The following is a 24,731-nucleotide window of genomic DNA, read 5'->3' as shown; positions in this document are numbered from 1 at the left end:
CGGCAGTGTCGCCGCAGGGCGGTGGTGGGCTGGTGAATCCGGCGCTTCTTCCACGAACACGCCCGGATCGGTCAGAATCCGGGCGTCCCTTCGATTTCTGGATTGCCATGGCCGGTGCCAGCCTGTTCGCGTTGCTCGACGATATCGCCACTCTGCTGGATGACGTTTCGGTATTGACCAAGGTCGCGGCCAAGAAGACCGCCGGCGTGCTTGGCGACGATCTGGCGTTGAACGCCCAGCAGGTGACCGGAGTCAATGCCAACCGGGAGCTGCCGGTGGTGTGGGCGGTAGCCAAGGGTTCGCTGGTGAACAAGGCGATCCTGGTGCCGGCCGCGCTGGCGATCAGTGCGCTGGAAGCCTGGCTCAGGAGCAAGGGCTACCCGGTGCCGATCGTGGTGCCGTTGATGATGATCGGCGGCGCCTTCCTCTGCTACGAAGGCGTGGAAAAGCTCGCGCACCGCTTCCTGCATTCACCGGAAGAGGATGCCCAGCACAAGGCCGAGCGTGTCAAGGCGCTGGCCGACGAGAAGGTGGACATGGTGGCTTGGGAAAATGACAAGGTGAAGGGCGCGATCCGCACCGACTTCATCCTGTCCGCCGAAATCATCGTGCTTTCGTTGGGGGTGGTATCGGCCGCGCCGTTTCTCAACCAGGTCACCGCGCTGGTGGTGATCGCGCTGGCAATGACGGTGTTCGTGTACGGCCTGGTGGCTGGCATCGTGAAGCTGGACGATGCCGGCCTGTACCTGTCCAGGAAGGGCGGGGCGGTGGCCGCGTTCGGGCGTGGCATGGTGGCTTCGGCGCCGTGGTTGATGAAGTTCCTGTCGGTGGCCGGGACCCTGGCGATGTTCCTGGTCGGCGGTGGCATTTTGGTGCACAACGTGCCGGCGGTGCATCACTTCGTACTGGGTATCGCCGGGAAGGTGGCACCGTGGGGTTGGCTGGTGGAAGTGGGCGCGAACCTGGTGGTCGGCGTGATCGCCGGCGCGGTGGTGCTGGCGGCGGTGACCGGAATCCAGAAGATGCGTGGGAAGACTGCTGCGCATTGATCGTTGTGCAGGCCCATGCGTGCGGCGGGATCGGGTCTGGCGTTGCGTGGGACACGCCATGCGTGTCCACGAGGTGCCCGGATGCACCCCAGCCACCCCGGGCGTGGGATCAGCCCGCCTGGACGCGGCTCTTGCCTATCCGCTTGGCCGCGTACAGCGCCGCGTCGGCGCGTTTGAGCAGGGCGTCTCCGGTTTCGCCGGGCTGCCATTGGCTCAAGCCCGCGCTGAAATGCACCGGCACGCGTTCGCCGTCCAGCTGCAACGGGCGCTGCGCCAGCGAGCGTTGCAGGCGTTGTAGCGTCGACATGCTGTCGGCGCCCGGGGTTTCCGGCATCAGCAGCACGAACTCATCGCCGCCGATGCGGGCGATGGTGTCGGTGTTGCGCAGCAACAGCTGGCACACCGTCACCAGGTGACGCAGGATCGCATCGCCGCCGGGATGCCCGTGCGTCTCGTTGGTCTGGTGGAAATCGTCCAGGTCCAGCACGGCCAGCGCCAAAGGATGGGAATGGCGCGCAGCGCGGGCCAGCTCGCGCTCCAGCAGTTCATCGAGACCGCGGCGGTTCAGCGCACCGGTCAGCGGGTCGGTGCGCACCTGGCCGGAGACATCGCGCAGCTCCTGTTCCAGTTCGGCGATACGGGCCTCGGCCTGTTCCACCTCGCGACGTGCGGTGCCCAGGTGGTCACGCGCCTGCAATGCCTGTTCCTGCACCCGGCCGGTGTCCTGCAGCACGTCCTGCAGCAGCTGGTTGAGGTCGGCGATGCTGCGCGCCTCCTTCAATGCGAGCGCGTAGCTGCTGATCCGGTCGTGGTATTCGCCGGTGCTGACCGCCATGCCATCCAGCCGTTCGATGAAGCCGCCCATCAGGCTCTTCATCGCGGCCTTGGACTCGACGATGCCCTGCTTGAGCAGCCCCTGCTTGTAGATCACTTCGCGCAGGTTGGCACGCGCCTGTTCGACCGAATCGCGGTCCAGCGGGCCGCTGATCAGGGCGCGTACCGCGTGCACCTGGCCGTGCAGCCAGCTGGTGTCGTCGAGCAGCTCGCCGATGTTGTCCAGCAGCAGGTCGAACAGGCTCATCAGCAGTTCCTGCTGTTCCTGCCAGCCATCGCTGCGCACGCCGATCTGGTGGGTCAGCTCGCGCAGCCGCTGCTCCAGCGGCTGCAACTGCTGGCCGGGGTGCCACTGGCGCAGTTCGGCGGCCAGCTGCACCGGCTCGTCCTTCAGCTCGGGCATGTTCTGCAGCAGGCTGGCCACGGTCACGCCCAGGGTCAGGCGCAGCAGCTCGCGCAGGCGCAGGCTGTCGGGCTGGCCGTCGGGGCTGTCCTGTTCGATGGTGCGGATGTACTTGTCGATCAGCTGGCGCATGGCGCGGCCGTAGCTGACCCAGTCGGCGCTGCGCTGCGCCGACTGCAGGCGTTGGCCCATGTCGCCCAGCTCACCAGGCAGGGTGGACATGCCGTTGGCGAAGGCGGCCAGCAGCGGCTCGGGCTGTTCGGCCCCGGCGAACAGCCGCTGCAGCATGGCGCTGCTGCCGCCCTTGGCGGCGGACGCGTCCCCGGCCGCGTCGGCGAGACTGTCCTTCGCCTGCCGGCGCAGCAACAGCCGGCCAATGGCCGTATCTGGGCTGGGGCTGGGAAGTGCGTCCTGCGGGTCCTTCATGCGGCGGGTCCTGGGGCGGGTTACCGTCCACGGGGCCGGACGGAGGGAGGCGTTGGAACAGTATCGGCGCCAGCGTCGTCGGCTTGAACCCGGCGCTGTGCCACGATGGTAGGCAATTGAAGGGCAGGAGTATGCGATGAAGGTGATGCTGGCAGGGGCGACCGGCCTGGTCGGCGCGCAGGTGCTGCAGCAGCTGCTGGACGACCCCCGCTGCGACGCCGTGGTGGCGCCTACCCGGCGCGCGGTGGCGCTGGCCGACCCGGCCCTGTTCAACCCGGTGGTGGACTTCGAGCAGCTGCCGGCAGACGCCGACTGGCGGGCGGTGGATGCGGTTATCTGCGCACTGGGCAGTACGATCAAGCAGGCCGGCAGCCGTGAGCGGTTCGCTCGCATTGACCACGACTACCCGCTGCAGGTCGCCACGCTGGCCCGCGCGCGGGGCGCTAACGCTTTCGTGCTGAACTCGGCGATGGGAGCGAGTGCAACCTCGCGGATTTTCTACAACCAGGTCAAAGGCCGGGTGGAACAGGACCTGCGTAGGCTGGACTACCCGTCCCTCACCCTGGTGCGACCTGGCCTGATCGGCGGTGAGCGCAGCGAGCGACGCACCGGCGAACACCTTGCCAGCCTGGTGCTGGGCGCGTTGGGGCCGGTGCTGCCGCGGGCATGGCGGATCAATCCATCCGAACGCATTGCCGCCGCAATGGTTGAAGCAGCGCTGGCGCCCCGTCCCGGCGCGCATGTGGTGGCATCAACCGACCTGGTGTGACCTCTGGCGACCTTGCGTAGAGCCACGCCCTGCGTGGCTGCACGGTGCCGGAACGAACGCATTCCCAGTAGGGTCGGACCCCGGTCGACTGCCGATAACGGTGATCGGTGCGGCGAACGCAGCGATGTCCAGCGTGAGAACGCCGTTACGTGGGAGGAGGCACGGGTAGCTGCAGGTCATGGCGCTGCGTTCCGTCTCCATGCGTTACCGAGCGGTGAAGTGTTATCGGCAGTCGACCGGGGTCCGACCCTACCGGTTCGTAAACGAAGACGGCCACCGTTCGGTGGCCGTCATTACATCGCGTGCCGACCAACGGCCGGCACCTACCGTCAGCTGGCCAGCGCCAGATCATCCATCATCGCGCGCAGGAAGCGCGCCGCTTCGCCGCCGGTGGCGGCGCGGTGGTCGAAGGTCACCGACAGCGGAATCACCTTGTGCGCTTCCACGCCGCCCATCACCGGGGTCATCTGGTGGCGGGCACGTCCGGCACCGACGATGGCCACGCACGGCGGCACCACGACCGGGGTCGCGTAGCGGCCGGCGAACATGCCGAAGTTGGAGAGCGAGATCGTATAGCCACTCAGCTCCGACGCGGCGATCGAGCGCGCTTCCACCTGCTCGCGCAGGCGGTTCACGCCTTCGCGGATGCCGCGTGCGTCCAGCACGTCGGCATTGCGCAGGGCCGGCACGAACAGGCCGTCGTCGGTGTCCACCGCGATGCCCACGTCGACATGCGCGTGCAGGGTGCGGGTCAGCGCGTCGCCATCGAACCACGCATTGAGCGCGGGCACCTTCTGGCAGGCCACCACGATCGAGCGCACCAGGCGGGCGGTGACGTCGTTGCCCGGCACCCAGGCGTGGATGTCGGCGTCGTCGTTCAACGTGGTCGGCACGACCTTGCTGTGGGCATCGGCCATCACCCGTGCCATGTTGCGGCGCACACCCTTGAGCGGTTCCGGCTGGCCCTTGGCGACCACGCCCGGCGGCTGGGTGCGCATCGGCTTGCCGGCAGCAGACAACGGTGCACGGGCTTCACCGGCGCGGGCGACCGGCGCAGCGGCGGCCACGGGAGCCGCAACCGGTGCCGGCGCGGCGCCGACCTTGGCGCTGCCATCGGCGGCGGCCTGCTTGACGTCGGCCATGGTCACCGCGCCATCGGTGCCGGTGGCACGCACGCGGCTCAGGTCCACGCCCAGCTTGCGCGCGGTGGCGCGCACGGCCGGCACGGCCTTGACCCCACCCACCGCGACGGCCTGTTCGGCGTGCACGGCATTGGAGCTCTGCATCGCACCGACCACGGTGCCGGCGTCATCGCGTTCGGCGCCGGGCTTGGCGATCTCGCCGCCCTCATCGGAAGCCACCACCTTGCCCGACTGGGCCGGGGCGGTCTGGCCGGTGCTCGGCGTGGGCGCCGGGGCCGCGTGGCCGTGGCTGTGGCCGGTGTCCTGGCCATCGGCGCGCTGCGGCAGGTTCGGGTCCAGCTCGAACTGGGCCAGCACGCTGCCGGTGGGGATGATGTCGCCTTCGCCGCCGGCCAGCTTCAGCACCTTGCCGGAAAACGGCGAGGGCACCTCAACCACGGCCTTGGCGGTCTCCATCGAGACCAGCGGTTCATCGAGCTTGATGACGTCGCCTTCCTTGACGAACCACTCGACGATGGTGGCGTCGGGCAGGCCTTCGCCGAGGTCGGGAAGGTGGAAACTCTTGTTCTCACTCATGTGCAGTTCTCTTCCAGCAGTTCGAGATCGCGGGCCGGGAGCCAGCCCGTCGCGCCGTTCGCGCGTTCGGACCACCACCAGCCGCCGTGTTCATGATGCAGCTTGACCATTTCACCGCTGTCAACGTCCAGTTCGCGGGCGTCATAGTCGCGCAGGGCCTCTGCGCGACCATCGTCCAGCATCTGCAACCACGCCACCGGTGCCCAGCCGGCACGCCCGTCATCGGTGCGTACCCAGGCAAACGCCGGCCATTCCTCGTCACGAACACCCAGTTCGACGATCTGGCCGGTGCGGAACCGGAGCGGGTTGGGGTACTGGCTGCGGTATGGGCCCAGGAGTCTGGCCCGCATGTCAGCCCGCCGCTACTGCGCGTTTGGCCGCGCTGACGATCCGCTCCACGCTGGGCAGGTACTTCATTTCCAGACGGAACAGCGGAATGTGGGTGTCGTAGCCGGTGACACGTTCGACCGGCGCCAGCAGGTCGTACAGCGATTCCTCGGCCAGGCGCGCGGCGATCTCCGCGCCGAAGCCCGCGGTCTTCGGGGCCTCCTGCACGATCACGCAACGGCCGGTCTTGGCCACCGATTCGGCGATGGTGGCGAAGTCGAGCGGACGCAGCGTGGCCACGTCGATCACCTCGGCACTGATGCCTTCGCCGGCCAGCTTGTCGGCTGCTTCCAGCGCTTCCTTGACCTGCGCGCCCCAGGTCACCAGGGTCACGTCGGTACCGTCGCGCAGCACGAAGCACACGTCCAGCGGCAGCGCTTCGCCGTCATTGACGACCACTTCCTTGTACTGGCGATAGATCCGCTTGGGTTCCATGTAGATCACCGGATCCGGTTCGCGGATCGCGGCCAGCAGCAGGCCGTAGGCACGCTGCGGGGAGGAGGGCAGCACCACGCGCAGGCCCGGCACGTTGGTGAAGATCGCCTCGTTGGCTTCGCTGTGGTGCTCCGGCGCGCGGATGCCGCCGCCCCACGGCACGCGCAGCACCATCGGGCAGTGCAGGCGGCCACGGGTGCGGTAACGCAGGCGTGCGGCATGGCAGATGATGTGGTCCACCATGGGGTACATGAAGCCATCGAACTGGGCTTCGGCCACCGGCTTCATGCCCTGCGCGGCCAGACCAATGGTCAGGCCGGCGATGGTGGTTTCATCCAGCGGGGTGTCCAGGATGCGGTCCGCGCCGAAGCGCTGCTGCAGCCCGGCGGTGGCGCGGAACACGCCGCCGTTGACGCCCACGTCTTCGCCCAGCACCAGCACCGATTTGTCGTGTTCCAGCTCCCACGCCAGTGCCTGGGTGATGGCTTCGATGAGGGTGATGGGCGTGGTGGTCATGATGTCTTCTCCGCGCGCGACAGCGGCGCTGTCGGCGGCGTTGGTCTGCGCGCTGGACGCGCCGTTCTTGATCTCATCCATGGCGCTGCTCCAGGGCAATCGCCTGTGCGCGCTGGACCAGCAGGTCCTGCGGCGGATCGGCATACAGGAAGTCGAACATCGCTTCGACCGGCTGCACCGGGGTGTTGAGGTACAGGTTGACCTCTTCATCCACGCGCTTGCCGCACTCGACGGTCCACGCCTGTTCCTCTTCCTCGCTCCAGACGCCGGCGCCGATCAGGTACTTGCGCAGGCGCAGCATCGGCTCGCGCTGCCAGGCATCCTTGACCTCGGCATCGTCGCGGTAGCGGCGCGCGTCATCGGCGGTGGTGTGGTCGGACAGGCGGTAGGTCATCAGTTCCAGCACGGTGCCGCCGTCGCCGGCCAGCGCGCGCTCGCGTGCCTGCAGCATGGCGGCCATCACCGCGATCAGATCGTTGCCGTCCACCTGCAGGCAGAACAGCCCACCGGCCAGGCCCTTCTGGGCCAGCGTTTCGGCACCGGTCTGGGCCGAACGCGGCACCGAGATGGCCCAGCCGTTGTTGACGATGCACAGGATCAGCGGCAGCTTGTAGGCACCGGCCGAGTTCAGTGCCGCGTAGAAGTCGGTCTTGGAGCTGCCACCGTCGCCACACACGGCCACGGCGATCTGCTTCTCCTGGTTGAGCTTGAACTTCAGTGCGGCGCCGGCAGCGTGCAGGCACTGGGTGGAAATCGGCACGCAGAACGGGAAGTCCTTGGCCGCATTGCCACCGTAATCATTGCCACGCTCGTCGCCGCCCCAGTACATCAGGACATCGCGCGGGCGCACGCCACGCATGAACATGGCGCCATACTCGCGGTAGGACGGCGCGAACACGTCGTCCTTCTGCATGGAAGCGCCGATGCCGACATGTGCGGCTTCGTGGCCCAGGCAGGCGGCGTAGGTACCCAGCTTGCCGGTGCGCTGCAGCGCGATCGACTTGCCGTCGAACACGCGCACGAACAGCATCTGCTTGAACATCGGCAGCAGCGCGCGCGGGTCGCGCAGGGCGTCGGGCAGGTCATCGCGGACGAGCGTGCCGTCCGTGCCCAGGTACTGCAGGTATTCGATCTTGAACTCAGCGGCAACCGTCATTGCGTACTGCACCTTCGACAGGAAGTTACAAATGATATGAATTGCCATGTTAAGGAAGACGTATGAAAAAGCCGTCCTGCGGCGCAGCAAGAACTGCCCCGCTGGCACCGCCGGTATACCCCATGAAATGCCCTAAACGCCAATAACATCAACGTATTCAGTTGTATCAACGGCGCATGAGCGCGCTCCCGCCGGGTTGTCGGCCGGCGTACCCGGTTCGTCCCGCCCGCGCTGAACACGGCCCCGGCCGCAGCTCCACACGCCAGCGTAGGGGGCAGCCCGCACAGGCACCCGGCCACTGCGCTACGCTTTCACCCCCTCAAGCGGTCCCCGCCATGTCTGTCGACAAGAACCAACGCGATCTGGAAGCCGGCATCCACACCGACCTGGAAGGTCGCCTCACCTACGCCGGCTACCTGCGGCTGGACCAGCTGCTGTCGGCGCAGCAGCCGCTCTCCAACCCGCCGCACCACGACGAGATGCTCTTCATCATCCAGCACCAGACCTCGGAGCTGTGGCTGAAGTTGCTGGCGCACGAACTGCGCGCGGCGATCGGCTTCCTGCAGCGCGACCAGGTCTGGCAATGCCAGAAGGTGCTGGCGCGCAGCAAGCAGGTGCTGCGCCAGCTCACCGAGCAGTGGTCGGTGCTGGAAACCCTCACTCCCTCCGAATACATGGGCTTCCGCGACGTGCTGGGGCCTTCGTCGGGCTTCCAGTCGCTGCAGTACCGCTACATCGAATTCCTGCTGGGCAACAAGAACGCGCAGATGCTGCAGGTGTTCTCGCACGACCCGGCCGGCCAGGCGCAGCTGCAGCAGGTACTGGACGCGCCCAGTCTGTACGAGGAATTCCTGCGTTACCTGGCCCGCTTCGGGCATGCCATTCCGGCCGGCTACCTCGATCGCGACTGGCAGCAACCGCACGTGGCCGACGATGCGCTGCACCCGGTGTTTGAACGGATCTACCAGAACACCGACCGCTACTGGCGCGAGTACGCGCTGTGCGAGGACCTGGTGGACCTGGAAACCGCCTTCCAGCTGTGGCGCTTCCGCCACATGCGCACGGTGATGCGGGTGATCGGCTTCAAGCGCGGCACCGGCGGCTCCAGCGGGGTGGGGTTCCTGCGCCAGGCATTGGAGCTGACCTTCTTCCCGGAGCTGTTCCAGGTGCGCACCACGATCCGCAACGACGACCCGATGCCGCCCGACGCCTGAGCCGGGGGGCCGCGTCGCAGGCCCATTCATGTTTTCCCGCGCCATCCCCCGTACGGTGCGGCAGGCCCCGTCGTTGCTGCGCCGGCCGGTCCCGGGCGGTAGTTGCACATGCAATTTCAGCGAGCGTGCGCCCAGCGGCACACATCGGCGTGTATTTGACGTGAACGCCGTTGTTCTGGGATTCTCCCGCGTTGTTTCGCACATCGGACGTGCATGTCTTCCACCGAACCCAGGAATCCCGCATGAGCGTAGACGCCGCCGCGAAATCCATTCCCGATCCGGCGCTGCCGGAGTTCAAGACCACCCTCGGCCATCCGCGCCCGCTGTGGATGCTGTTCATGACCGAGTTCTGGGAGCGCTTCGCGTTCTACGGGATCCGCTGGGCGCTGGTGCTGTACATCGTGGCCCAGTTCTTCGACGGCGATTCGGCCGGCCAGGCCGCCGCCAGCCGTACCTACGGTGCCTACCTGGCCCTGGTGTACGCCGCAGCGATCTTCGGCGGTTACGTTGCCGACCGGGTGCTGGGCTACCAGCGCTCCATCCTGACCGGCGCGGTGATCATGGCCGCCGGCCTGTTCATGGTCGCCATGCCGAACAAGGAAGTGTTCGAGTTCGGCCTGGCCACGATCATCATCGGCAACGGCCTGTTCAAGCCGAACATCTCCACCATGGTGGGCAAGCTGTACGGCCTGAAGGATGAGCGCCGCGATTCGGGCTTCACCATCTTCTACATGGGCATCAATGTCGGCGCGATGATCGCCCCGGTTCTGACCCAGTACCTGGCCGAAAAGGTCTTCGGTACCGAAGCGATGCCGTCCTACAAGATGGTGTTCATCGCCTCGGGCATCGGCATGCTGCTCAGCCTGGCGTGGTTCTACATCGGTCGTGCGGGCCTGAAGGGCATCGGCGCACCGCCGGCCGGCGCCGAGGGCATGGGCCGCGTGGTGATGGTGTTCGTCGGGTCACTGGTTGCCGTTCCGGTGGCCTACTTCCTGCTGTCCACCGGCGCCACCGCGCTGGCCTGGATCCTCGGTGCGCTGTTCGTCGCCCTGGGCGTGCTGCTGCTGGTGGAAGGCATCCGCGAGGGCAAGGTGCAGCGCGACCGCGTGATCGCCATGCTGATCATCTTCGCCTTCAACGTGATGTTCTGGATGTTCTTCGAACAGGCCGGCAGTTCCTTCACCTTCCTGGCCGACAACATCGTCAACCGCAACCTGGGTGGCTGGACCTTCCCGACCGCGTGGTTCCAGTCGGTGAACTCGGTGGCGATCATCACCCTGGCCCCGATCATTGCCTGGATCTGGATCAAGCTGGGCCGTGCCAATCCGTCCATCCCGCGCAAGTTCGGCCTGGGCCTGCTGTTCAACGGTGCTGCGTTCGCGCTGCTGATGCTGGCGCTGTCGAGCATGGTGGTGGACGGCAAGATCCCGTTCTGGACCCTGTTCATGGTCTACGTCATCCAGTCGGTCGGTGAGCTGTGCCTGTCGCCGATCGGCCTGTCGATGGTGACCAAGCTCGCGCCGGTGCGCCTGGTCGGCTTCGGCATGGGCGGCTGGTTCCTGTCCACCGGCATCGGCAACAACCTGTCGGGCATCTTCGCCGGCGCGGTGAGTGGCGAAGGCGGCATGACCGTCGAATCGGCGCTGAAGGGCTACACCTTCGGCTTCTGGGCCTTGATCGGGTCCGGCGTGGTGCTGTTCCTGATCGCCCCGTTGATCAACAAGCTGATGCACGGCGTCAAGTGAGGTCTGCGATGCGCATGAAAACGTGGTGTTCCTCGATGATCGTGGCCGGCCTGCTGGCCGCCTGTTCGCCGTCGGCGCCCACCGCCGCGCCTGCGCAGCCGCTGGATACCACCGAGCAGAAGCGACCGATTGCCGACCCCGGCCAACCGGTGGCCTCGGGCAATACGCCGGCCGCAGCGGATGTCGCTGCGGTCGCGGGACTCAACGCGCAGTTCGACCCGGGCCGCGATCCCGTGGCCGACCTGGCCACGGCCAAGGTCGAAGCCCAGCGGGGCGGCAAGCGCATCGTGCTGGACGTGGGCGGGGAGTGGTGCTCGTGGTGCCACCTGCTGGATGCGTTCATCGAGGGCGATGCGGAGATCCGCAGCTTCCGCGATGCCAACTACGTCTGGATGAAGGTGAACTACAGCGAAGACAACGAGAACGCCGCCTTCCTGTCGCAGTTCCCGCCGATCAAGGGCTACCCGCACCTGTTCGTGCTGGATGCACAGGGCACGCTGCTGCATTCGCAGTTCACCGGCGAGCTGGAGGCCGACAAGGGCCAGCCGAAGGGCTACAACCGCGAACGCTTCTTTGCCTTCATGAAGGAATGGGCGCCGCCGACGGCGCCGTGACCCAACGAAGAATGCCGCGATCATCGCGGCATTTTTTTTTCCTGCCCTACAGAAGCCCGTTCCGCTGCCGCTATGACCAAGGACCTCATGGATTGAACGCATGCAGCCCGGCGCCAGCGACAGCACTTCCGATACCCTTCTAGACGCACCGGCCGGGGTGACCCTACCGCCGGCGGATGTGCTGATGGACGACCATTCGGCGCACGACGCGACCCACGAGGCAGACACCGCCGCGCCCGGCTCCATCCACTATCGGCTGCCGCTGGTGTCGGTGCCCGACAACGTGCTGCTCAAGGCGGCGGTGCAGAAGCTGGTTGAACAGAAGGCCCAGCTCGACCAGCTGGCCCGCAACCCGGCACTGGCCGGCGTGCTGCCCAGCGAATGGCAGGGCAACGGCACGCGCGGGGTGGACCTGCAGGGTTTCGTGCTCTCGGTACTGCCCTACCTGCACAACGCCACCAAGGCCGAAACCGCGCCCGCGCGGTTGCCGCTCAAGCATGTGCTGGGTGACAGCGGTCGTTGGGACCTGCACGACGTGGCCGAACCGAAATCGCTGGCATTCTTCCTGGCCAGCGATGACCGTGCCACGGCCGGTGTGAAAGATCCGGCCGAGGCCTATCTGGTCGCGCCGCTGGGCCTGGCGTGGGCGCACGAAGGCCGCACCCGTCCAGGCTTCCTGCGCGATATGGGCTATCCCAGCATGGCTGCGCGCGTGCATGTGCTGCCCTACCCGGAGCCGGGCCAGCTGGCGTTGTACAGCGTGGTTGCCAACGGCATCGCCCAGGTCTGGTGCGTACTGGACCGGCGCAGGCTGCGGCCGCTGCTGGCGCCGTGGCTGAGCGTGCCGCTGCTGACTGCCTACGGGGTCAATGCGCCCACGCCGTGGCCGGCATCCTATCCGTCGGTCGACGAGGTGGCGCGCGCGCTGGCCACCGCACGCACTGGCAAGGGCCCGGTGGAAGTAGACCTGCCCAAGGTGGTGGCCAGGATCGCAGAGGACGCCTCGGGCGAAACCTGGATGCCGGTGAGCCTGCTCCAGGTGGGCACGTGGGCGCCGCGCTGGCGCTATTTCCTGGCGACCTTCATCGCGCTGCCGGCCGCCTTGCTGGTGATTGCCGCACTGGCCCTGCCTGGGGCGTTGGAAGCGGCGGCGGTGGCGGCCTCGCTCGGCTTGGCTGCCGGCGCCATTGGTGCGCTGGCCGCGCCGTGGGTATACGCCCGGCGCAAGCACCTCAGCTGAGGCGTGATGACCCACGGTCGTCACCTACCGCTCAGCCCTCATCCATCCGCTGCAGGCCGTCGCCGGCCAGGCGCTGGATGAGCTTCTCCAGCGTCTGCTCCTCCTCCTCGCTCAGCACCGACATCAGCTTGCGGGTGATCTCGATCACCAGCGGGGCGATGGTCTCGTAAACCTCGAACCCGGCCGCCGACAGCGCCAGCACCGAGCGGCGGCGGTCATCGCCATGGGTTTCACGTTTGATGAAGCCCCGTTCGAGCAGTCTGGCCACGGCCCGGCTGACCGCCACCTTGTCCATCGCGGTGCGGTCGGAGACCTCGCTCGCCGATGAGCCCGGGTACAACGCCAGGATGGTGATGACCCGCCATTCGGGAATCGCCAGACCATAACGGTCCCCATACAGCTTGGCGATGTTGCCGCTGACCCGGTTGGACAAAACGCTCAGCCGGTACGGCAGGAACTGCTCCAGGTCGAGCAGGGCGTGCGTGGCACGGATGGTCTGGCTGCTGGGATCGGATGGGCTCATGCTGCGGTGCACCTTGATGGTGGTTTCATGTGAAACTATAACCTTCTTTCCGGACTCCGCATTCTCGCGGGTCTGCCTTCCGCCCGCACCTGGTTTTTTTCCGGGGGTGGGCCGCTTTGGAGCCACGTCATGAGCAGCCAGCCCGCAACCGCGTCGCACGCCCCCAACCCGGGCATGCAGGTCACCACCTTCGAAAACCCCATGGGCATCGATGGGTTCGAATTCGTTGAATTCGCCGCGCCGGCCGGTCGTGGCGCCGAGCTTCACGACTATTTCCGGAAAATGGGCTTCACCGCCGTGCTGCGCCACAAGCAGCGCGCCATCACCGTGTACCGCCAGGGCGGGGTGAACTTCCTGGTCAACGAAGAGCCCGATTCGTTCGCGTCGGACTTCGCCGACAAGCACGGCCCGTGTGCCTGTGGGTTTGCGATCCGCTTCAAGAAGCCCGGCGACGAAGTGCTGCAGATGGCGCTGGGCAACGGTGCTGAAGTGGTCGGCTTCAAGCCGGGAACCAAGGCCGTACCGGCCCCGGTCATCAAGGGCATCGGCGACTGCATGCTGTACCTGGTGGACCGTTATGGCGCCGCCGGCAGCATGTTCGATACCGACTATGCACCGATCGAAGGGGTGGACCAGAACCCGGTCGGATTCGGCCTGACCTTCATCGACCACCTCACCCACAACCTGTATTTCGGCAACATGCAGCAGTGGTCGGATTACTACGAGCGCCTGTTCAACTTCCGCGAAATCCGCTACTTCGACATCAAGGGCCTCAAGACCGGCCTGGTGTCCAAGGCGATGACCGCGCCGGACGGCATCGTACGCATTCCGCTCAATGAATCGTCCGACCCCAAGAGCCAGATCAACGAATACCTGGACGCCTACAAGGGCGAGGGCATCCAGCACATCGCCTGCTTCACCGAGAACATCTACGACACCGTCGAGGCAATGCGTGCGCAGGGCGTGGAGTTCCTGGACACGCCGGAAACCTACTTCGATGTGATCGACATGCGCGTGCCCGGCCATGGTGAAGACGTGGCGCGCCTGGCGAAGAACAAGATCCTGATCGACGCCGATCCGGAAACCAAGCAGCGCAAGCTGCTGCAGATCTTCACCACCAACTGCATTGGCCCGATCTTCTTCGAGATCATCCAGCGCAAGGGCAACGAAGGCTTCGGCGAAGGCAACTTCACCGCGCTGTTCGAAAGCATCGAACGCGACCAGATCAAGCGCGGCGTGCTGTAACGTCAAGGCGCCGGGCAACTGCCCGATAACCGTAGCGCCGGGCTCTGCTGCGCCCCCTTAGCAAGGACACGCCGGGCAGCTGAACGCGTCGCAACGCGCCTCATCTGCTGACGTGCACAAATGACCATAAGCCGGGCACCGCCCGGCAACATGAGAGCCCGACCATGCCCACCTCCATCGCAGCCCGTGGCTACCAGACCGGCTTCGGCAACGAATTCGCCACCGAAGCCGTGGAAGGCGCACTCCCGGTGGGGCGCAACTCGCCACAACGGGTGGCGCATGGTCTGTACGCCGAGCAGCTGTCCGGCACGGCGTTCACCGCCCCGCGCGGCAGCAACCGGCGCAGCTGGGTGTACCGGATCCGCCCGGCGGTGACGCATGGCGAGTTCCAGCCCTACGCGCAGCCGCGCCTGCACAGCGATTTCGCGCACGGCGCGGTGTCGCCCAACCAGCTGCGCTGGGACCCGTTGCCATTGCCCACCGCACCGACGGATTTCGTCGACGGCCTGTACACGATGGGCGGCAATGGCGCGCCAGATGCGCACGCTGGCGTGGGCATCCACCTGTATGCCGCCAATGCAGACATGCAGGGCCGCTACTTCTACGACGCCGATGGCGAACTGCTGATCGTTCCGCAGCTGGGCAGCCTGCGCCTGCTCACCGAGCTCGGCGTGATCGAGATCGAACCACAGCAGATCGCGGTGATTCCGCGCGGGGTGCGTTTCCGCGTTGAATTGCCGGATGGCCCGGCGCGCGGCTACATCTGCGAGAACTTCGGCGCACTGCTCAAACTGCCCGACCTGGGTCCTATCGGGTCCAATGGCCTGGCCAACCCGCGCGATTTCGAAACGCCGCATGCGGCCTTTGAAGACGTGGACGGTGCGTTCGAGCTGATCGCCAGGTTCCAGGGCCAGCTGTGGCGCGCCGATATCGATCACTCGCCGCTGGATGTGGTTGCCTGGCACGGCAACTACGCCCCTTACCGCTACGATCTGCGCCGCTTCAACACGATCGGCTCGATCAGCCACGACCACCCGGATCCGTCGATCTTCCTGGTCCTGCATTCGCCCAGCGATACCCCGGGCACCAGCAACATGGATTTCGCGATCTTCCCGCCGCGCTGGCTGGTGGCGCAGGATACATTCCGGCCGCCATGGTTCCACCGCAACATCGCCAGCGAGTTCATGGGCCTGATCCACGGCGCCTATGACGCCAAGGCCGAAGGCTTCGTGCCCGGTGGCGCCTCCCTGCACAACAGCATGAGCGGCCACGGCCCGGATGCCGCCACGTTCGAGAAAGCGTCCGCTGCCGACCTGAGCCGGCCGGACGTGATCAAGGACACCATGGCCTTCATGTTCGAAACGCGTGGCGTGATTCGCCCCACCGCGCAGGCGATGGGCGCGGCGCACCGCCAGCGTGGCTATCAGCACTGCTGGCAGGGGTTGAAGAAGAACTTCCCGGGGTAGTGGCTCAGTAGTGATGGCGCAGGGCGGCGATCTGCGCGATGCCGCCCTGTGCGCGATAGACCATCCGGTGCTCCATGTCGATACGCCGCGACCACCAGCCGGCCCTGTCGAAGCGAAGCAGCTCCGGTTTTCCGATCCCCTCGAAGGGCGTGCGGGTAATGGCCTTGATCAGCCCATTGATCCGTTCGGTCTTGCGCCGATCCATCTTCTGCCAGTGCAGGTAGTCCTCCCACGCCTCGTCGGAGAACTGCACAATCATTCGATCAGCTCATGCACGGTGCCGCCGCCGGCCTCTAGCTGTGCGATGGCCGACGCCAGCCGCGCGGCATTGGCCGGTGAGCGCATCAGGTAGGCCGTTTCCTCGATGGAGCGATAGTCCTCAAGGGACATCATCACGACGGCTTTGGAGCCACTTCGAGTGATCACGACAGGTGCGTGGTCGTTGATGACGCGATCCATGGTTTCCGCCAATGCGGCGCGTGCCGCGCTATATGTCAGGGTCTGCATGATCGGTCGCTCCGGCTCGGGTGTACAGAAAATTGTACATATCGATTCCGGCGGGTCAATTGATGCGGTCAACCGGTGCTTGACCGCGCCAGCCGCGGCCCTCAGCCGGCGACCGCGCCCGCCTGCTCCAGCTGTGCCAGATGCGTCTCGGGCAGTACCTCGAACAGACGTTGGCGTACGCGTTCGCAGTAGCCCGGTGAGGTCAGCCCGGGCAGCGCGTCGAGGGCACTGCCCAGCGCGGCTACCACCTGCTCGTCGCTGCGCGCCTGCTGCAGGGTGTGCAACAACGCGGCGGCCTGCGGGTGCCGCTGCAGTTCGAGAATGCCAAGCAGGTAGATGCGCGCGGCCACCAGTGAGCGGCGCCGCTCGGTGACGGGAGCAGCACTGGTGGGAGCCGGGCCCGCAGCAGTCGGCGCAACCGGCGCTGGCACCGGCCCAGGCGAGGCGGTGGAGACAAGATATCCCGCCTGGATCAGCTGGATCACCATCGCCGACGCCTCCGGCCCGATCATGGCGCTGAGCTGGGCAAGGTCGCGCTGCCCATCGCAGAGGATCAGCAGGCGCCGCTGGCGCATGTCCAGGGGCGCGCGGTGGGCCTGCAGGGCGTCGCGGGCGAGGTCGGTCTTGCGCGGTTGCATGGGCGTGGGGTCGAAGCGGTGCACGCCGAGCCTGAACGCTGCAGGTGTAACCGTGATGACAGGCACGATATGCATGCACGGGCTGCACGCCCCCCGCGCTAGCCTGCGGTCCACTCACAGGAGGGCGTGCATATGAGGCAGCGGGCAAGCGTGTTGGCATTCGGTATCGCAATCGCGTTGGCGGGCTGCGACCGTCAGCCAGAGACCCCCTCGGCCGATGCCGGTGCGGCGGTGGTAGCGCCGGCCACCGACCTGGCGGTACCCGCGGCCACGCCCGCCCCGCCGGCAGCCGATGCTGCCGCGGCGGGTCCTGCGCGCCTCGATGGGTATGGTCCATTGATCTTGGGTGCCACGCTGGATGAGGTCCGCGCAGCATGGAAAGAGCCCCTGAAGGGAGACGTCGCCGATGACGATTGCCACGCACTGCGACCGCAGGGCAGCCAGGCCGATGACGTGATCCTGATGATCGAGGGCAAGCGGCTGGTGCGTTACGACGTACGCAACGACCGGACCGTGGCGCCGGGCGGCGGCAAGGTCGGCATGTCGCTGGGCCAACTGCAGACGCTGTACCCCGACCGGGGCGACCTGACCCCGCACAAGTACGATGAGAAGGGCCATAACCTGCGCGTACGCCCGGCCGCCGAGGGTGGCGCGCTCATCAACTTCGAGATCAATGGCGACGGCACTGTGACTGCCTGGCGGGTCGGCAAGACCCCGCAGGTGGATTACGTGGAAGGCTGTTCCTGAGCCTGGAGGGTTGCCGGGCATGGCCCGGCACTACAGAATCGGGCCACGCCACCTGGGGATCCACCGATGATCGCTGCCACCGCCTGGTTCCTGTTGGGCCTGCTGCTGCTCGCACTCGGGGGCGACTCCATCGTCAAGGCGGCCTCTGGGCTGGCCCAGCGCTTCGGCGCCTCGCCGTTCGTGGCCGGGTTGCTGCTGGTGACCTTCGGTACGTCATTGCCAGAGCTGGTGGTCAACGCCCGTGCGTTCGTGGTCGGGGCGGAAGCGCTGGCGCTGGGCAACGCGGTGGGCAGCAACATCGTCAATGTTGGCCTGACCCTGGCCATCGCAGCGCTGGCGGCCCCGCTGCTGGTGCGGGCCCGACTGCTGTCACCCTTGCTGATCCTGCTGGCCGTGGCCAGCCTGGCATTGATCGTGTTCGGCCTGGACGGGGTGATCGCGCGCTGGGAAGGTGCGGTGCTGCTGCTGGGCTTCGTGGCGTTGCTCGCCTTCGTGCTGCGCGCCGCAAAGCGGGAAGCGGAACCTGTGCGCGAAGCGATTGCCGGGTACGCCATGACCCGTACCGGGCTGCTGCTCAATGTGATCCGGGTGGTGTTCGCGGCGATATGCCTGTACTACGGCGCGCGCTGGGTCGTTAGTGCGGCCCCGGTGATGGGTGCCAGCCTGGGCTGGTCGCCGCTGCTGGTGGGCCTGCTGCCGGTGGCCATCGGTACAGCGCTGCCGGAAGTCGCGGCCGCGATCATGGCCGCGCGCCGGGGCCAGGGCGACATGGTGCTGGGCCATGTGATCGGCTCGAGCCTGTTCAACCTGCTGGTGGTGGTGGGCGGCATGGCTGCGTTGCGTCCGCTGGCGCTGCCGGAGTCGTTCGTGAAGCTGGAGCTGCCGGCGGCGATTGCCTTCGTGCTGGTGCTGTACCCGATGCTGCGCGGCGACCTGGTGGTCAGCCGCCGCGAAGGCGCGATCCTGCTGCTCGCGTTCGCGGGCTGGGTGGTGCTGGAGCTCTCGTTGCTTGCGTAACCTTCATGCGTGTCCCAGGCGGTGCCTGATGCCTCGTCACGCATCAGAGCGCCTATTCCGTGGGTGCGGCAGGATCCGTATGCGTGGCGACGCGTTCATCGAAAGGGCGCCCATCATCTACATCGCGCGGCAGCGGCGGCGGCAGCTGCTCCTCCTTCGCAGTCTCATGTCCGGGCAGGCTAGGCCGCTTTTCCATCATCAGCGACAACGCCGCCTTGGCCATCATGTGCGCGCTGATCGGCGCGGTGATGAACAGGAACACGGTGATCAGCAGCTCGCGTGGCTGCGGGTCTTCGCCGAGGAAGATGTGGTACAGCACCGAGCCGGCCAGCACGCAGCCCACGCCCAGCGTGCTGGCCTTGGTGGGTGCGTGCAGGCGCTTGAAGAAAGTGTCCAGCTTCACCAGCCCCAGCGCACCGACCAGGATGAAGAAGCAGCCGAACAGCAGCAGCAGCGACAGCGCGACCTGGATGAAGGTGATCATTCGACGATGTCCCGGCGCAGCACGAACTTGCTCAGCACCACCGTGCTGCCGAAGCCAAGCATGGCGATGATCAGCGCGGCCTCGAAATACACCGCCGAATTGAGATACATGCCAAACAGCATCAGCTCGGCGATGGCGGTCACCGACAGCGTGTCCAGTGCCAGGATCCGGTCCGGTACCGCCGGCCCGCGCAGCAGGCGCCAGGTGGCCAGCAGCATGGCCAGCCCGACCACGTGCATGCACACCACCAGGGTGGTCTGGATGAAAGTGAAACCGGTCATGGGAAAATCTCCATCAGCGGGGCTTCGTAACGGGACTTGATCTGGCGGATCAACGCGTCCGGGTCGTCCAGGTGCAGCACGTGCACCAGCAGGTAGCGCCGGTCGTCGGAAAGCGCGGCCGACACGGTGCCCGGGGTCAGCGTGATCATGCTGGTCAGCGCGGCGATGCCGTGGATGTTGGCGATGTCCAGCGGCAACCAGATGAAGCCGGGATGGATGCGGCGCTCCGGGCCCAGCACCTGGATCGCCACGCGGATGTTGGACACCAGGATGTCCCACAGCGTCACGCAGATCAGCTTGGGCAGCGGACGCAGCGAGCCGATCCGGGCGAACTCGCGGTCCAGCCGCGCGGCGAACAGCGGCACCGCCACGCCCAGCACCACGCCGAGCAAGATCTGGCCGAGGGTGAAGCTGTCGGACATCAGCACCCAGAACGCAACCACCATCACGCTCAGTGACGGCGACGGGATCAGGCGGCGGTACAGCGAGCGGCGGCGGGTCATGGCTGGCGGATCTCCGGCGGGGTGGCGCGCTCGGCATCCACGTAATGCGCCGGTTGCAGCAGTTGGCTGGCCATGGCGTCGGTGTACTGCATCAGCGGGTTGGCGAACACGCTCATGCCGATGCCGTAGCAGAGCAGCAGCGCGGCGGCGAACAGCTCCACCGTGCGGGTGGGGGCCTTGCGCGGCGGCGGCACGCCTTCTTCCACAACCGGCACCCGCCAGAACAGGCGGATGCCACCACGGGTGATGCCCACGATGACCATCAGGCTGCTGCCCAGCACTGCGGTCCAGGCCACGGCGGTGTAGGCGGCCGGCATGCCGGCCAGCAGCGCAGCCTTGCCCAGGAAGCCGGACAGCGGCGGCAGGCCCGCCACGGAGACCGCGCCGATCAGGAACAGCACCGCCGGGGTTTCCTTGCCGGGCATCGGTGCGATGATTTCCTTGCGGTCACTGGCACCGCCGCGACGGCGGCGGATCAGATCGGCGATGAGGAACAGCGCGGCCGCCACGAAGGTGCTGTGGGGCAGGTAGTACAGGCCGGCGGACAGCACCTCGGGGGTGCGGATCGAGAAGGCGATGAACAGCGTGGCGGCCGACACCACCACCAGGTAGGAGATCAACACGCGCAGCCGCGCGGCGGCCAGCACGCCCAGCCCACCAAGCACCAGCGTGGCCACGCCGGCCCACAGCAGCCACTGGCTGCCATAACCGGCCATGGCCCCCGCGTCCTCGCCGAACCACAGCGTGCTCACGCGCAGCATCGCGTACAGGCCCACCTTGGTCATGATCGCAAACAGCGCGGCCACCGCCGCCGGTGCGCGCGCATAGGCTTCGGGCAGCCACAGGTACAGCGGCATCAGCGCGGCCTTGCTGCAGAACACCAGCAACAGCAGGCCCAGGGTGGCCTTCACCAGGGTCAGGTGGGTGGGCGGCACTTCGGCGATGCGCTGGGACAATTCGGCCATGTTGAGCGAGCCCAGCGATGCGTACAGCAGGCCCAGCGCGATCAGGAACAGGGTCGAGGCGGTGACGTTGAACACCACGTAGTGCAGGCCGATGCGCATGCGCAGGCCGCGCCCGCCGCTGAGCAGCAGGCCGTACGAGGCGATCAGCATCACCTCGAAGAACACGAACAGGTTGAAGATGTCGCCGGTCAGGAACGCACCGTTGAGGCCGACCAGCTGGAACTGGAACAGCGCGTGGAAGTGCGGCGCGCGGCGGTCCCAGCCCGAGCAGGCGTGCAGCAGGCAGGGAATGGCCAGCAGCAGGGTGGTCAGCAACATCCAGCTGGACAGCCGGTCGGCGACCAGCGCGATGCCCAGCCGCGAGGGCCAGTCGCCCAGCAGGTACACCGCGATGGTGCCATCGGCGGTCTGCGCGAACAGCAGCGCCACCGACGCGGCCAATGCCGCCAGCGTGGCCCAGGCCACCGTGCGCTGCACCTTCGGCCCGTAGCGGCGGTGTTCGACGAACAGCGAACAGGCGGCACCGAACAGCGGAATCAGGATGGGCAGGATCACCGCATGGTTCACGGGCCACCCTCCCGGCCGGGCGCCGTATCGGCCCGTTCGGCCGCTTCATCCTCGTGCGCGTCGACGTGGTCGCTGTGGTTGTCGCTGCGGCTGCGCATGGCCAGCACGATGCTCACCGCCGTCATCGCAAACGCGATCACGATGGCGGTAAGGACCAGGGCCTGCGGCAGCGGGTCGGTGTAGTTGCTCAGGTTGCTGTCCAGGCCTTCCTTCAGCACCGGGGCCTTGCCGGTCACCAGGCGCCCGCCGGAGAAGATCAGCAGGTTGGTGGCATAGGACAGGAAGGTCATGCCAAGAATCACGTCGAAGGTGCGCGCGCGCAGCAGCAGGTAGATGCCGATCGCACCGAGCACGCCGATCGCACTTGCCAGGGCCAGTTCCATCAGTGCATCTCCCCGGTGCGTGCCGAACGGCGGTTGGGATCGATCTCACCCTTGCGGGCATTGCGGGTGCGCGAAGGCTTCACGGTGGCCATCATCGACAGCATCAGCATCGCGCCGCCGAACACCACCAGGTACACGCCGGTGTCGAAGCCGATTGCGCTGGCCAGTGGCACCGTGCCGATCAGCGGCAGTTCCAGGTCCAGGTGGCCGCTGGTCAGGAACGGCACCCCGAACAGCATCGAGGCGCTGCCGCTGACGATGGCGATCAGCAGGCCCGCACCGATGCAGCGGATGTAGTCGAAGCCGAAGCGCGATTCCACCGATGCGGTGCCCTGGATGACGTACTGGATCAGCAGCGGCACCGCCAGCACCAGGCCGGCGATGAAGCCGCCGCCGGGTGCGTTGTGGCCGCGCAGGAACAGGAAGATGGAGACGGTGAGGGTGAGCGGGAACATGATCTGGGCCAGGTCGGCCGGCACCGGCAGCTTGACCGGTGGGCCCGGCATGATCTGCTCCGGCGCCATCCGCGAACGGCGCAGCATGGCGTGCACCACCAGCGCGGCAATGCCGAACACGGTGATCTCACCGAAGGTATCGAAGCCACGGAAATCCACCAGGATCACGTTGACCACGTTCTCGCCGTAGGCTTCAGGCAGGGCGCGCGCCAGCAGTTCGCCAGCCATGGTGTTGGGCGGCAGGGTCATCGCGCTGTAGGCCATTGCGGCAAGGCCGCCGCCGCCGACCACCGCGATCAGCGCGTCGCGTCGCCTGCGCCAGCGCGACGTCTCCGGCGGCGACTGCGCCGGCAGGTAGTTCATGCCCAGCAGCATCAGCACCAGGGTGACCATCTCCACCAGCAGTTGGGTCAGCGCCAGGTCCGGGGCGGACAGGAACACGAACGTCAGCGACACCATCAGGCCCACGCCGCCGGTCACCAGCACCGCCAGAAGGCGTTGCCGGTAGACGAACAACGCGCCCAATGCGCAGGCCATCATCACCAGCCACAGCGCCCAACCCAGCAGCGGGAGGGGTTGCGGCGCGGGCCAGTTGGGAGAAACCGGGTTGGCCACGAACGGTGCGGCAGCGACGATGATCGCCACCACCACCAGTGCCATCAGCATGCGCTGCAGGCTGCCGTTGGCCAGCCCCTGGGTAAGCCGGTGGGCGAGCCCGAACACCAGGTCAAGCTGCTTGTGGAACAGGTTGCGCCCCGTGCTGCGGGTGATCACCGCATGCAGGTCGATCAGCTTGCGCAGCCCGAAATACAGCGCGATGCCGCCGAGTACGCCGCCGATGCTCATCATCAGCGGCGTGTTGAAGCCGTGCCAGGGCGACAGGCTGTAAGCCGGCATGGCCGGACCCAGGATCGACCAGGCGGCGGCATGCAGCACGGGGGCCACGGTGATGGCCGGCGCCACGCCGACCGCCACGCAGATCACGACCAGGATCTCCACGGGCACCTTCATGAAACGCGGTGGCTCGTGCGGCACCCGGTCCAGGTCGTGCGGGCCCTTGCCGAAGAAGGTGTCGTGCACGAAGCGCAGGCTGTACGCCACGCCGAACACGCCGGCCAGCAGCGCGGCGATCGACACCGCGATGCGCATCGGTTCCGGGCCCTGCGCGGTAATGGCCTCGGCAAACAGCATTTCCTTGGACAGGAAGCCGTTGAGCAGGGGAATGCCGGCCATGGCCAGCGAGGCGATGATCGCCAGTGCGCTGGTGAAGGGCATCAGCCGGCGCAGGCCACCGAGTCTGCGCATGTCGCGGGTGCCGGTTTCATGGTCGATGATGCCGGCGGCCATGAACAACGAGGCCTTGAAGGTGGCGTGGTTGAGGATGTGGAACACGCCGGCCACCACCGCCATCGGCGTGGACAGGCCGAACAGCAGGGTGATCAGGCCAAGGTGCGAGATCGTCGAGTAGGCCAACAGACCTTTCAGGTCATGCTGGAAGATCGCGTTCCAGGCGCCGATCAGCAGGGTCAGCGCGCCGATGCCGCTGACCGTATAGAAGAACAGCTCGGTACCGGCCAGCGCCGGGTGCAGCCGCGCCAGCAGGAACACGCCGGCCTTCACCATGGTGGCCGAATGCAGGTAGGCAGACACCGGGGTCGGCGCGGCCATGGCGTGCGGCAGCCAGAAATGGAACGGGAACTGCGCGCTCTTGGTGAAGATGCCGGCCAGCACCAGGAACAGTGCCCACGGGTACAGCGGGCTGGTACGGATCACGTCGCCAGCGGCGAGCACCACGTCCAGCTCGAAGCTGCCGACGATGCGGCCGATCAGCAACACGCCGCCGAGCAGGGCCAGACCGCCGCCACCGGTGACCACCAGCGCCATGCGCGCACCCTCGCGGGCATCCTGACGGTGCGACCAGAAGCCGATCAGCAGGAACGAGCTGATGCTGGTCATTTCCCAGAACACCATCAGCAACAGCAGGTTGCCCGACAGCACCATGCCCAACATGGCGCCCATGAACAACAGCAGGTAGCAATAGAAGCGGTGGGCGTTGTCGCGCGGGCTCAGGTAGTAGTGCGCATACATCACCACCAGCGCGCCGATGGCCAGCACCATGCCGGCGAACATCCAGGCCAGCCCATCCAGCCGCACCGAGAAGGCCAGCCCGACCTGCGGCAGCCACTCCCCGAAGCTGCGCACGACTCCGCCCTCCAGGATCGCGGGAGTCATCGTCGCCAGCAGCGCAAGCCCGCCCACGGGGGCGGCCGCGGCCAGCCAAGCGGCAGTGGCACGGGAACGGTGGCGGAACACAATGACCGCCACCGCCAGCAGGAAGGGCAGGGCGAGCAGCAGGAGAAGGCTGGGGTTCATGCAGGGAATGCGCGATTCACGAGCAGGCCTTTCAGTCTAACAGGCAGGGATTTGTCGCCGATATACCCGAT

25 protein-coding genes are annotated in these 24,731 nt (G+C 66.9%); 10 read left to right on the top strand and 15 right to left on the bottom strand.

Translation table 11 applies throughout. The annotated features are described in order from the left end of the window. The first annotated feature begins 107 nt into the window (after nt 1-107). Entirely contained in the window at nt 108-1,049 is a 942-nt protein-coding gene (locus J7J08_RS09755) for a DUF808 domain-containing protein (protein ID WP_214904571.1), read from the top strand. Between the two features lie 109 nt (nt 1,050-1,158). Here J7J08_RS09755 and J7J08_RS09750 read toward each other — a convergent pair whose 3' ends face one another. After that, nucleotides 1,159-2,712 carry a GGDEF domain-containing protein gene (locus J7J08_RS09750; RefSeq protein WP_214904570.1) on the bottom strand — a complete coding sequence of 518 codons (1,554 nt, stop codon included), beginning with the start codon at nt 2,710-2,712 and terminating at the stop codon, nt 1,159-1,161. Nucleotides 2,713-2,848: 136 nt separating this feature from the next. Between J7J08_RS09750 and J7J08_RS09745 the strand changes: the two genes are divergently transcribed. Further along, nucleotides 2,849-3,481: an NAD(P)H-binding protein gene (locus tag J7J08_RS09745; protein WP_214904569.1), complete on the top strand. Its 633-nt coding sequence runs from the start codon at nt 2,849-2,851 to the stop codon at nt 3,479-3,481. Between the two features lie 329 nt (nt 3,482-3,810). Here J7J08_RS09745 and J7J08_RS09740 read toward each other — a convergent pair whose 3' ends face one another. From J7J08_RS09740 to pdhA, 4 genes are read right to left on the bottom strand one after another with little or no spacing between them, the layout of a single operon-like run. Beyond that, entirely contained in the window at nt 3,811-5,199 is a 1,389-nt protein-coding gene (locus tag J7J08_RS09740; RefSeq protein WP_214904567.1) for a dihydrolipoamide acetyltransferase family protein, read from the bottom strand. Further along, entirely contained in the window at nt 5,196-5,549 is a 354-nt protein-coding gene (locus tag J7J08_RS09735; RefSeq protein WP_145478894.1) for an SH3 domain-containing protein, read from the bottom strand. The genes J7J08_RS09740 and J7J08_RS09735 overlap by 4 nt, the downstream gene beginning before the upstream one ends. Before the next feature lies 1 nt (nt 5,550). Further along, entirely contained in the window at nt 5,551-6,618 is a 1,068-nt protein-coding gene (locus J7J08_RS09730; RefSeq protein ID WP_214904564.1) for an alpha-ketoacid dehydrogenase subunit beta, read from the bottom strand. Further along, a complete protein-coding gene (gene pdhA / locus J7J08_RS09725) occupies nt 6,611-7,693 on the bottom strand; it encodes a pyruvate dehydrogenase (acetyl-transferring) E1 component subunit alpha (protein WP_214904560.1) in 1,083 nt (360 codons plus the stop codon). The genes J7J08_RS09730 and pdhA overlap by 8 nt, the downstream gene beginning before the upstream one ends. 335 nt (nt 7,694-8,028) lie before the next feature. Between pdhA and J7J08_RS09720 the strand changes: the two genes are divergently transcribed. From J7J08_RS09720 to J7J08_RS09705, 4 genes are all read left to right on the top strand, one after another. After that, nucleotides 8,029-8,907, top strand: coding sequence for a tryptophan 2,3-dioxygenase family protein (locus tag J7J08_RS09720; protein ID WP_214904558.1), 879 nt, complete (start codon nt 8,029-8,031; stop codon nt 8,905-8,907). A gap of 242 nt (nt 8,908-9,149) precedes the next feature. Next, nucleotides 9,150-10,652: an oligopeptide:H+ symporter gene (locus tag J7J08_RS09715; protein WP_214904555.1), complete on the top strand. Its 1,503-nt coding sequence runs from the start codon at nt 9,150-9,152 to the stop codon at nt 10,650-10,652. A gap of 8 nt (nt 10,653-10,660) precedes the next feature. Next, a complete protein-coding gene (locus tag J7J08_RS09710; RefSeq protein ID WP_214904551.1) occupies nt 10,661-11,266 on the top strand; it encodes a thioredoxin family protein in 606 nt (201 codons plus the stop codon). Nucleotides 11,267-11,366: 100 nt separating this feature from the next. After that, nucleotides 11,367-12,506: a hypothetical protein gene (locus tag J7J08_RS09705; RefSeq protein ID WP_214904548.1), complete on the top strand. Its 1,140-nt coding sequence runs from the start codon at nt 11,367-11,369 to the stop codon at nt 12,504-12,506. A gap of 31 nt (nt 12,507-12,537) precedes the next feature. Here the strand turns inward: J7J08_RS09705 and J7J08_RS09700 are convergent, their stop codons facing one another. Next, complete coding sequence (locus J7J08_RS09700; protein WP_214904545.1) at nt 12,538-13,029, bottom strand: MarR family winged helix-turn-helix transcriptional regulator; 492 nt, start codon at nt 13,027-13,029, stop codon at nt 12,538-12,540. Between the two features lie 129 nt (nt 13,030-13,158). Between J7J08_RS09700 and hppD the strand changes: the two genes are divergently transcribed. Continuing rightward, the gene (gene hppD, locus J7J08_RS09695; protein ID WP_214904541.1) at nt 13,159-14,274 is read left to right on the top strand and encodes a 4-hydroxyphenylpyruvate dioxygenase; all 1,116 of its coding nucleotides are present in this window, start codon (nt 13,159-13,161) and stop codon (nt 14,272-14,274) included. 164 nt (nt 14,275-14,438) lie between these two features. Beyond that, on the top strand, nt 14,439-15,740 hold the full coding sequence (gene hmgA / locus J7J08_RS09690) for a homogentisate 1,2-dioxygenase (protein ID WP_214904538.1): 1,302 nt from the start codon (nt 14,439-14,441) through the stop codon (nt 15,738-15,740). A gap of 4 nt (nt 15,741-15,744) precedes the next feature. Here hmgA and J7J08_RS09685 read toward each other — a convergent pair whose 3' ends face one another. From J7J08_RS09685 to J7J08_RS09675, 3 genes are all read right to left on the bottom strand, one after another. After that, nucleotides 15,745-15,999 (bottom strand): Txe/YoeB family addiction module toxin, encoded by a 255-nt coding sequence (locus J7J08_RS09685; protein ID WP_214904535.1) that lies wholly within the window; start codon nt 15,997-15,999, stop codon nt 15,745-15,747. Further along, nucleotides 15,996-16,247, bottom strand: a complete 252-nt coding sequence (locus J7J08_RS09680; protein WP_214904532.1) for a type II toxin-antitoxin system prevent-host-death family antitoxin — start codon at nt 16,245-16,247, stop codon at nt 15,996-15,998. Before J7J08_RS09680 ends, J7J08_RS09685 begins: the two co-directional genes overlap by 4 nt. A gap of 101 nt (nt 16,248-16,348) precedes the next feature. After that, on the bottom strand, nt 16,349-16,885 hold the full coding sequence (locus tag J7J08_RS09675; protein ID WP_214904631.1) for a hypothetical protein: 537 nt from the start codon (nt 16,883-16,885) through the stop codon (nt 16,349-16,351). Between the two features lie 132 nt (nt 16,886-17,017). On the opposite strand from J7J08_RS09675, the gene J7J08_RS09670 reads away from it, so the two are divergent. After that, nucleotides 17,018-17,632, top strand: coding sequence for a hypothetical protein (locus tag J7J08_RS09670; protein WP_214904530.1), 615 nt, complete (start codon nt 17,018-17,020; stop codon nt 17,630-17,632). Nucleotides 17,633-17,698: 66 nt separating this feature from the next. Continuing rightward, the gene (locus tag J7J08_RS09665; protein ID WP_214904529.1) at nt 17,699-18,649 is read left to right on the top strand and encodes a sodium:calcium antiporter; all 951 of its coding nucleotides are present in this window, start codon (nt 17,699-17,701) and stop codon (nt 18,647-18,649) included. Between the two features lie 52 nt (nt 18,650-18,701). Here the strand turns inward: J7J08_RS09665 and J7J08_RS09660 are convergent, their stop codons facing one another. The 6 genes from J7J08_RS09660 to J7J08_RS09635 are packed head-to-tail and all read right to left on the bottom strand — an operon-like array spanning nt 18,702 to nt 24,660. Further along, nucleotides 18,702-19,133 carry a Na+/H+ antiporter subunit G gene (locus tag J7J08_RS09660; RefSeq protein WP_214904528.1) on the bottom strand — a complete coding sequence of 144 codons (432 nt, stop codon included), beginning with the start codon at nt 19,131-19,133 and terminating at the stop codon, nt 18,702-18,704. Then, nucleotides 19,130-19,414 (bottom strand): K+/H+ antiporter subunit F, encoded by a 285-nt coding sequence (locus tag J7J08_RS09655; RefSeq protein WP_214904526.1) that lies wholly within the window; start codon nt 19,412-19,414, stop codon nt 19,130-19,132. The genes J7J08_RS09660 and J7J08_RS09655 overlap by 4 nt, the downstream gene beginning before the upstream one ends. Then, nucleotides 19,411-19,917, bottom strand: a complete 507-nt coding sequence (locus J7J08_RS09650; protein WP_214904525.1) for a Na+/H+ antiporter subunit E — start codon at nt 19,915-19,917, stop codon at nt 19,411-19,413. Before J7J08_RS09650 ends, J7J08_RS09655 begins: the two co-directional genes overlap by 4 nt. Further along, a complete protein-coding gene (locus J7J08_RS09645; protein ID WP_214904522.1) occupies nt 19,914-21,449 on the bottom strand; it encodes a monovalent cation/H+ antiporter subunit D in 1,536 nt (511 codons plus the stop codon). The genes J7J08_RS09650 and J7J08_RS09645 overlap by 4 nt, the downstream gene beginning before the upstream one ends. Further along, nucleotides 21,446-21,832 carry a Na+/H+ antiporter subunit C gene (locus tag J7J08_RS09640; protein ID WP_214904519.1) on the bottom strand — a complete coding sequence of 129 codons (387 nt, stop codon included), beginning with the start codon at nt 21,830-21,832 and terminating at the stop codon, nt 21,446-21,448. Before J7J08_RS09640 ends, J7J08_RS09645 begins: the two co-directional genes overlap by 4 nt. Beyond that, nucleotides 21,832-24,660: a monovalent cation/H+ antiporter subunit A gene (locus tag J7J08_RS09635; protein WP_214904517.1), complete on the bottom strand. Its 2,829-nt coding sequence runs from the start codon at nt 24,658-24,660 to the stop codon at nt 21,832-21,834. Before J7J08_RS09635 ends, J7J08_RS09640 begins: the two co-directional genes overlap by 1 nt. Between the last annotated feature and the right edge of the window lie 71 nt (nt 24,661-24,731).

Origin of the sequence: Stenotrophomonas sp. ISL-67, from assembly GCF_018612915.1 — a bacterium.
GTDB lineage: Bacteria > Pseudomonadota > Gammaproteobacteria > Xanthomonadales > Xanthomonadaceae > Stenotrophomonas.
The sequence above is the reverse complement of the archived record's forward strand: the minus strand, read 5'-3'. Positions and strand labels throughout refer to the sequence as shown.

Bases quoted from the DNA above. Each gene is read 5' to 3' on its own strand.
- J7J08_RS09670 (WP_214904530.1), top strand. From the start codon at position 17,018: ATGAGGCAGCGGGCAAGCGTGTTGGCATTCGGTATCGCAATCGCGTTG.
- J7J08_RS09740 (WP_214904567.1), bottom strand. From the start codon at position 5,199: ATGAGTGAGAACAAGAGTTTCCACCTTCCCGACCTCGGCGAAGGCCTG.
- J7J08_RS09660 (WP_214904528.1), bottom strand. From the start codon at position 19,133: ATGATCACCTTCATCCAGGTCGCGCTGTCGCTGCTGCTGCTGTTCGGC.
- hmgA (WP_214904538.1), top strand. From the start codon at position 14,439: ATGCCCACCTCCATCGCAGCCCGTGGCTACCAGACCGGCTTCGGCAAC.
- J7J08_RS09735 (WP_145478894.1), bottom strand. From the start codon at position 5,549: ATGCGGGCCAGACTCCTGGGCCCATACCGCAGCCAGTACCCCAACCCG.
- J7J08_RS09700 (WP_214904545.1), bottom strand. From the start codon at position 13,029: ATGAGCCCATCCGATCCCAGCAGCCAGACCATCCGTGCCACGCACGCC.
- J7J08_RS09635 (WP_214904517.1), bottom strand. From the start codon at position 24,660: ATGAACCCCAGCCTTCTCCTGCTGCTCGCCCTGCCCTTCCTGCTGGCG.
- J7J08_RS09640 (WP_214904519.1), bottom strand. From the start codon at position 21,832: ATGGAACTGGCCCTGGCAAGTGCGATCGGCGTGCTCGGTGCGATCGGC.
- J7J08_RS09715 (WP_214904555.1), top strand. From the start codon at position 9,150: ATGAGCGTAGACGCCGCCGCGAAATCCATTCCCGATCCGGCGCTGCCG.
- J7J08_RS09685 (WP_214904535.1), bottom strand. From the start codon at position 15,999: ATGATTGTGCAGTTCTCCGACGAGGCGTGGGAGGACTACCTGCACTGG.
- J7J08_RS09650 (WP_214904525.1), bottom strand. From the start codon at position 19,917: ATGACCCGCCGCCGCTCGCTGTACCGCCGCCTGATCCCGTCGCCGTCA.
- J7J08_RS09755 (WP_214904571.1), top strand. From the start codon at position 108: ATGGCCGGTGCCAGCCTGTTCGCGTTGCTCGACGATATCGCCACTCTG.
- hppD (WP_214904541.1), top strand. From the start codon at position 13,159: ATGAGCAGCCAGCCCGCAACCGCGTCGCACGCCCCCAACCCGGGCATG.
- J7J08_RS09665 (WP_214904529.1), top strand. From the start codon at position 17,699: ATGATCGCTGCCACCGCCTGGTTCCTGTTGGGCCTGCTGCTGCTCGCA.
- J7J08_RS09720 (WP_214904558.1), top strand. From the start codon at position 8,029: ATGTCTGTCGACAAGAACCAACGCGATCTGGAAGCCGGCATCCACACC.
- J7J08_RS09705 (WP_214904548.1), top strand. From the start codon at position 11,367: ATGCAGCCCGGCGCCAGCGACAGCACTTCCGATACCCTTCTAGACGCA.
- J7J08_RS09675 (WP_214904631.1), bottom strand. From the start codon at position 16,885: ATGCAACCGCGCAAGACCGACCTCGCCCGCGACGCCCTGCAGGCCCAC.
- J7J08_RS09655 (WP_214904526.1), bottom strand. From the start codon at position 19,414: ATGACCGGTTTCACTTTCATCCAGACCACCCTGGTGGTGTGCATGCAC.
- J7J08_RS09710 (WP_214904551.1), top strand. From the start codon at position 10,661: ATGCGCATGAAAACGTGGTGTTCCTCGATGATCGTGGCCGGCCTGCTG.
- J7J08_RS09680 (WP_214904532.1), bottom strand. From the start codon at position 16,247: ATGCAGACCCTGACATATAGCGCGGCACGCGCCGCATTGGCGGAAACC.
- J7J08_RS09745 (WP_214904569.1), top strand. From the start codon at position 2,849: ATGAAGGTGATGCTGGCAGGGGCGACCGGCCTGGTCGGCGCGCAGGTG.
- pdhA (WP_214904560.1), bottom strand. From the start codon at position 7,693: ATGACGGTTGCCGCTGAGTTCAAGATCGAATACCTGCAGTACCTGGGC.
- J7J08_RS09730 (WP_214904564.1), bottom strand. From the start codon at position 6,618: ATGGATGAGATCAAGAACGGCGCGTCCAGCGCGCAGACCAACGCCGCC.
- J7J08_RS09750 (WP_214904570.1), bottom strand. From the start codon at position 2,712: ATGAAGGACCCGCAGGACGCACTTCCCAGCCCCAGCCCAGATACGGCC.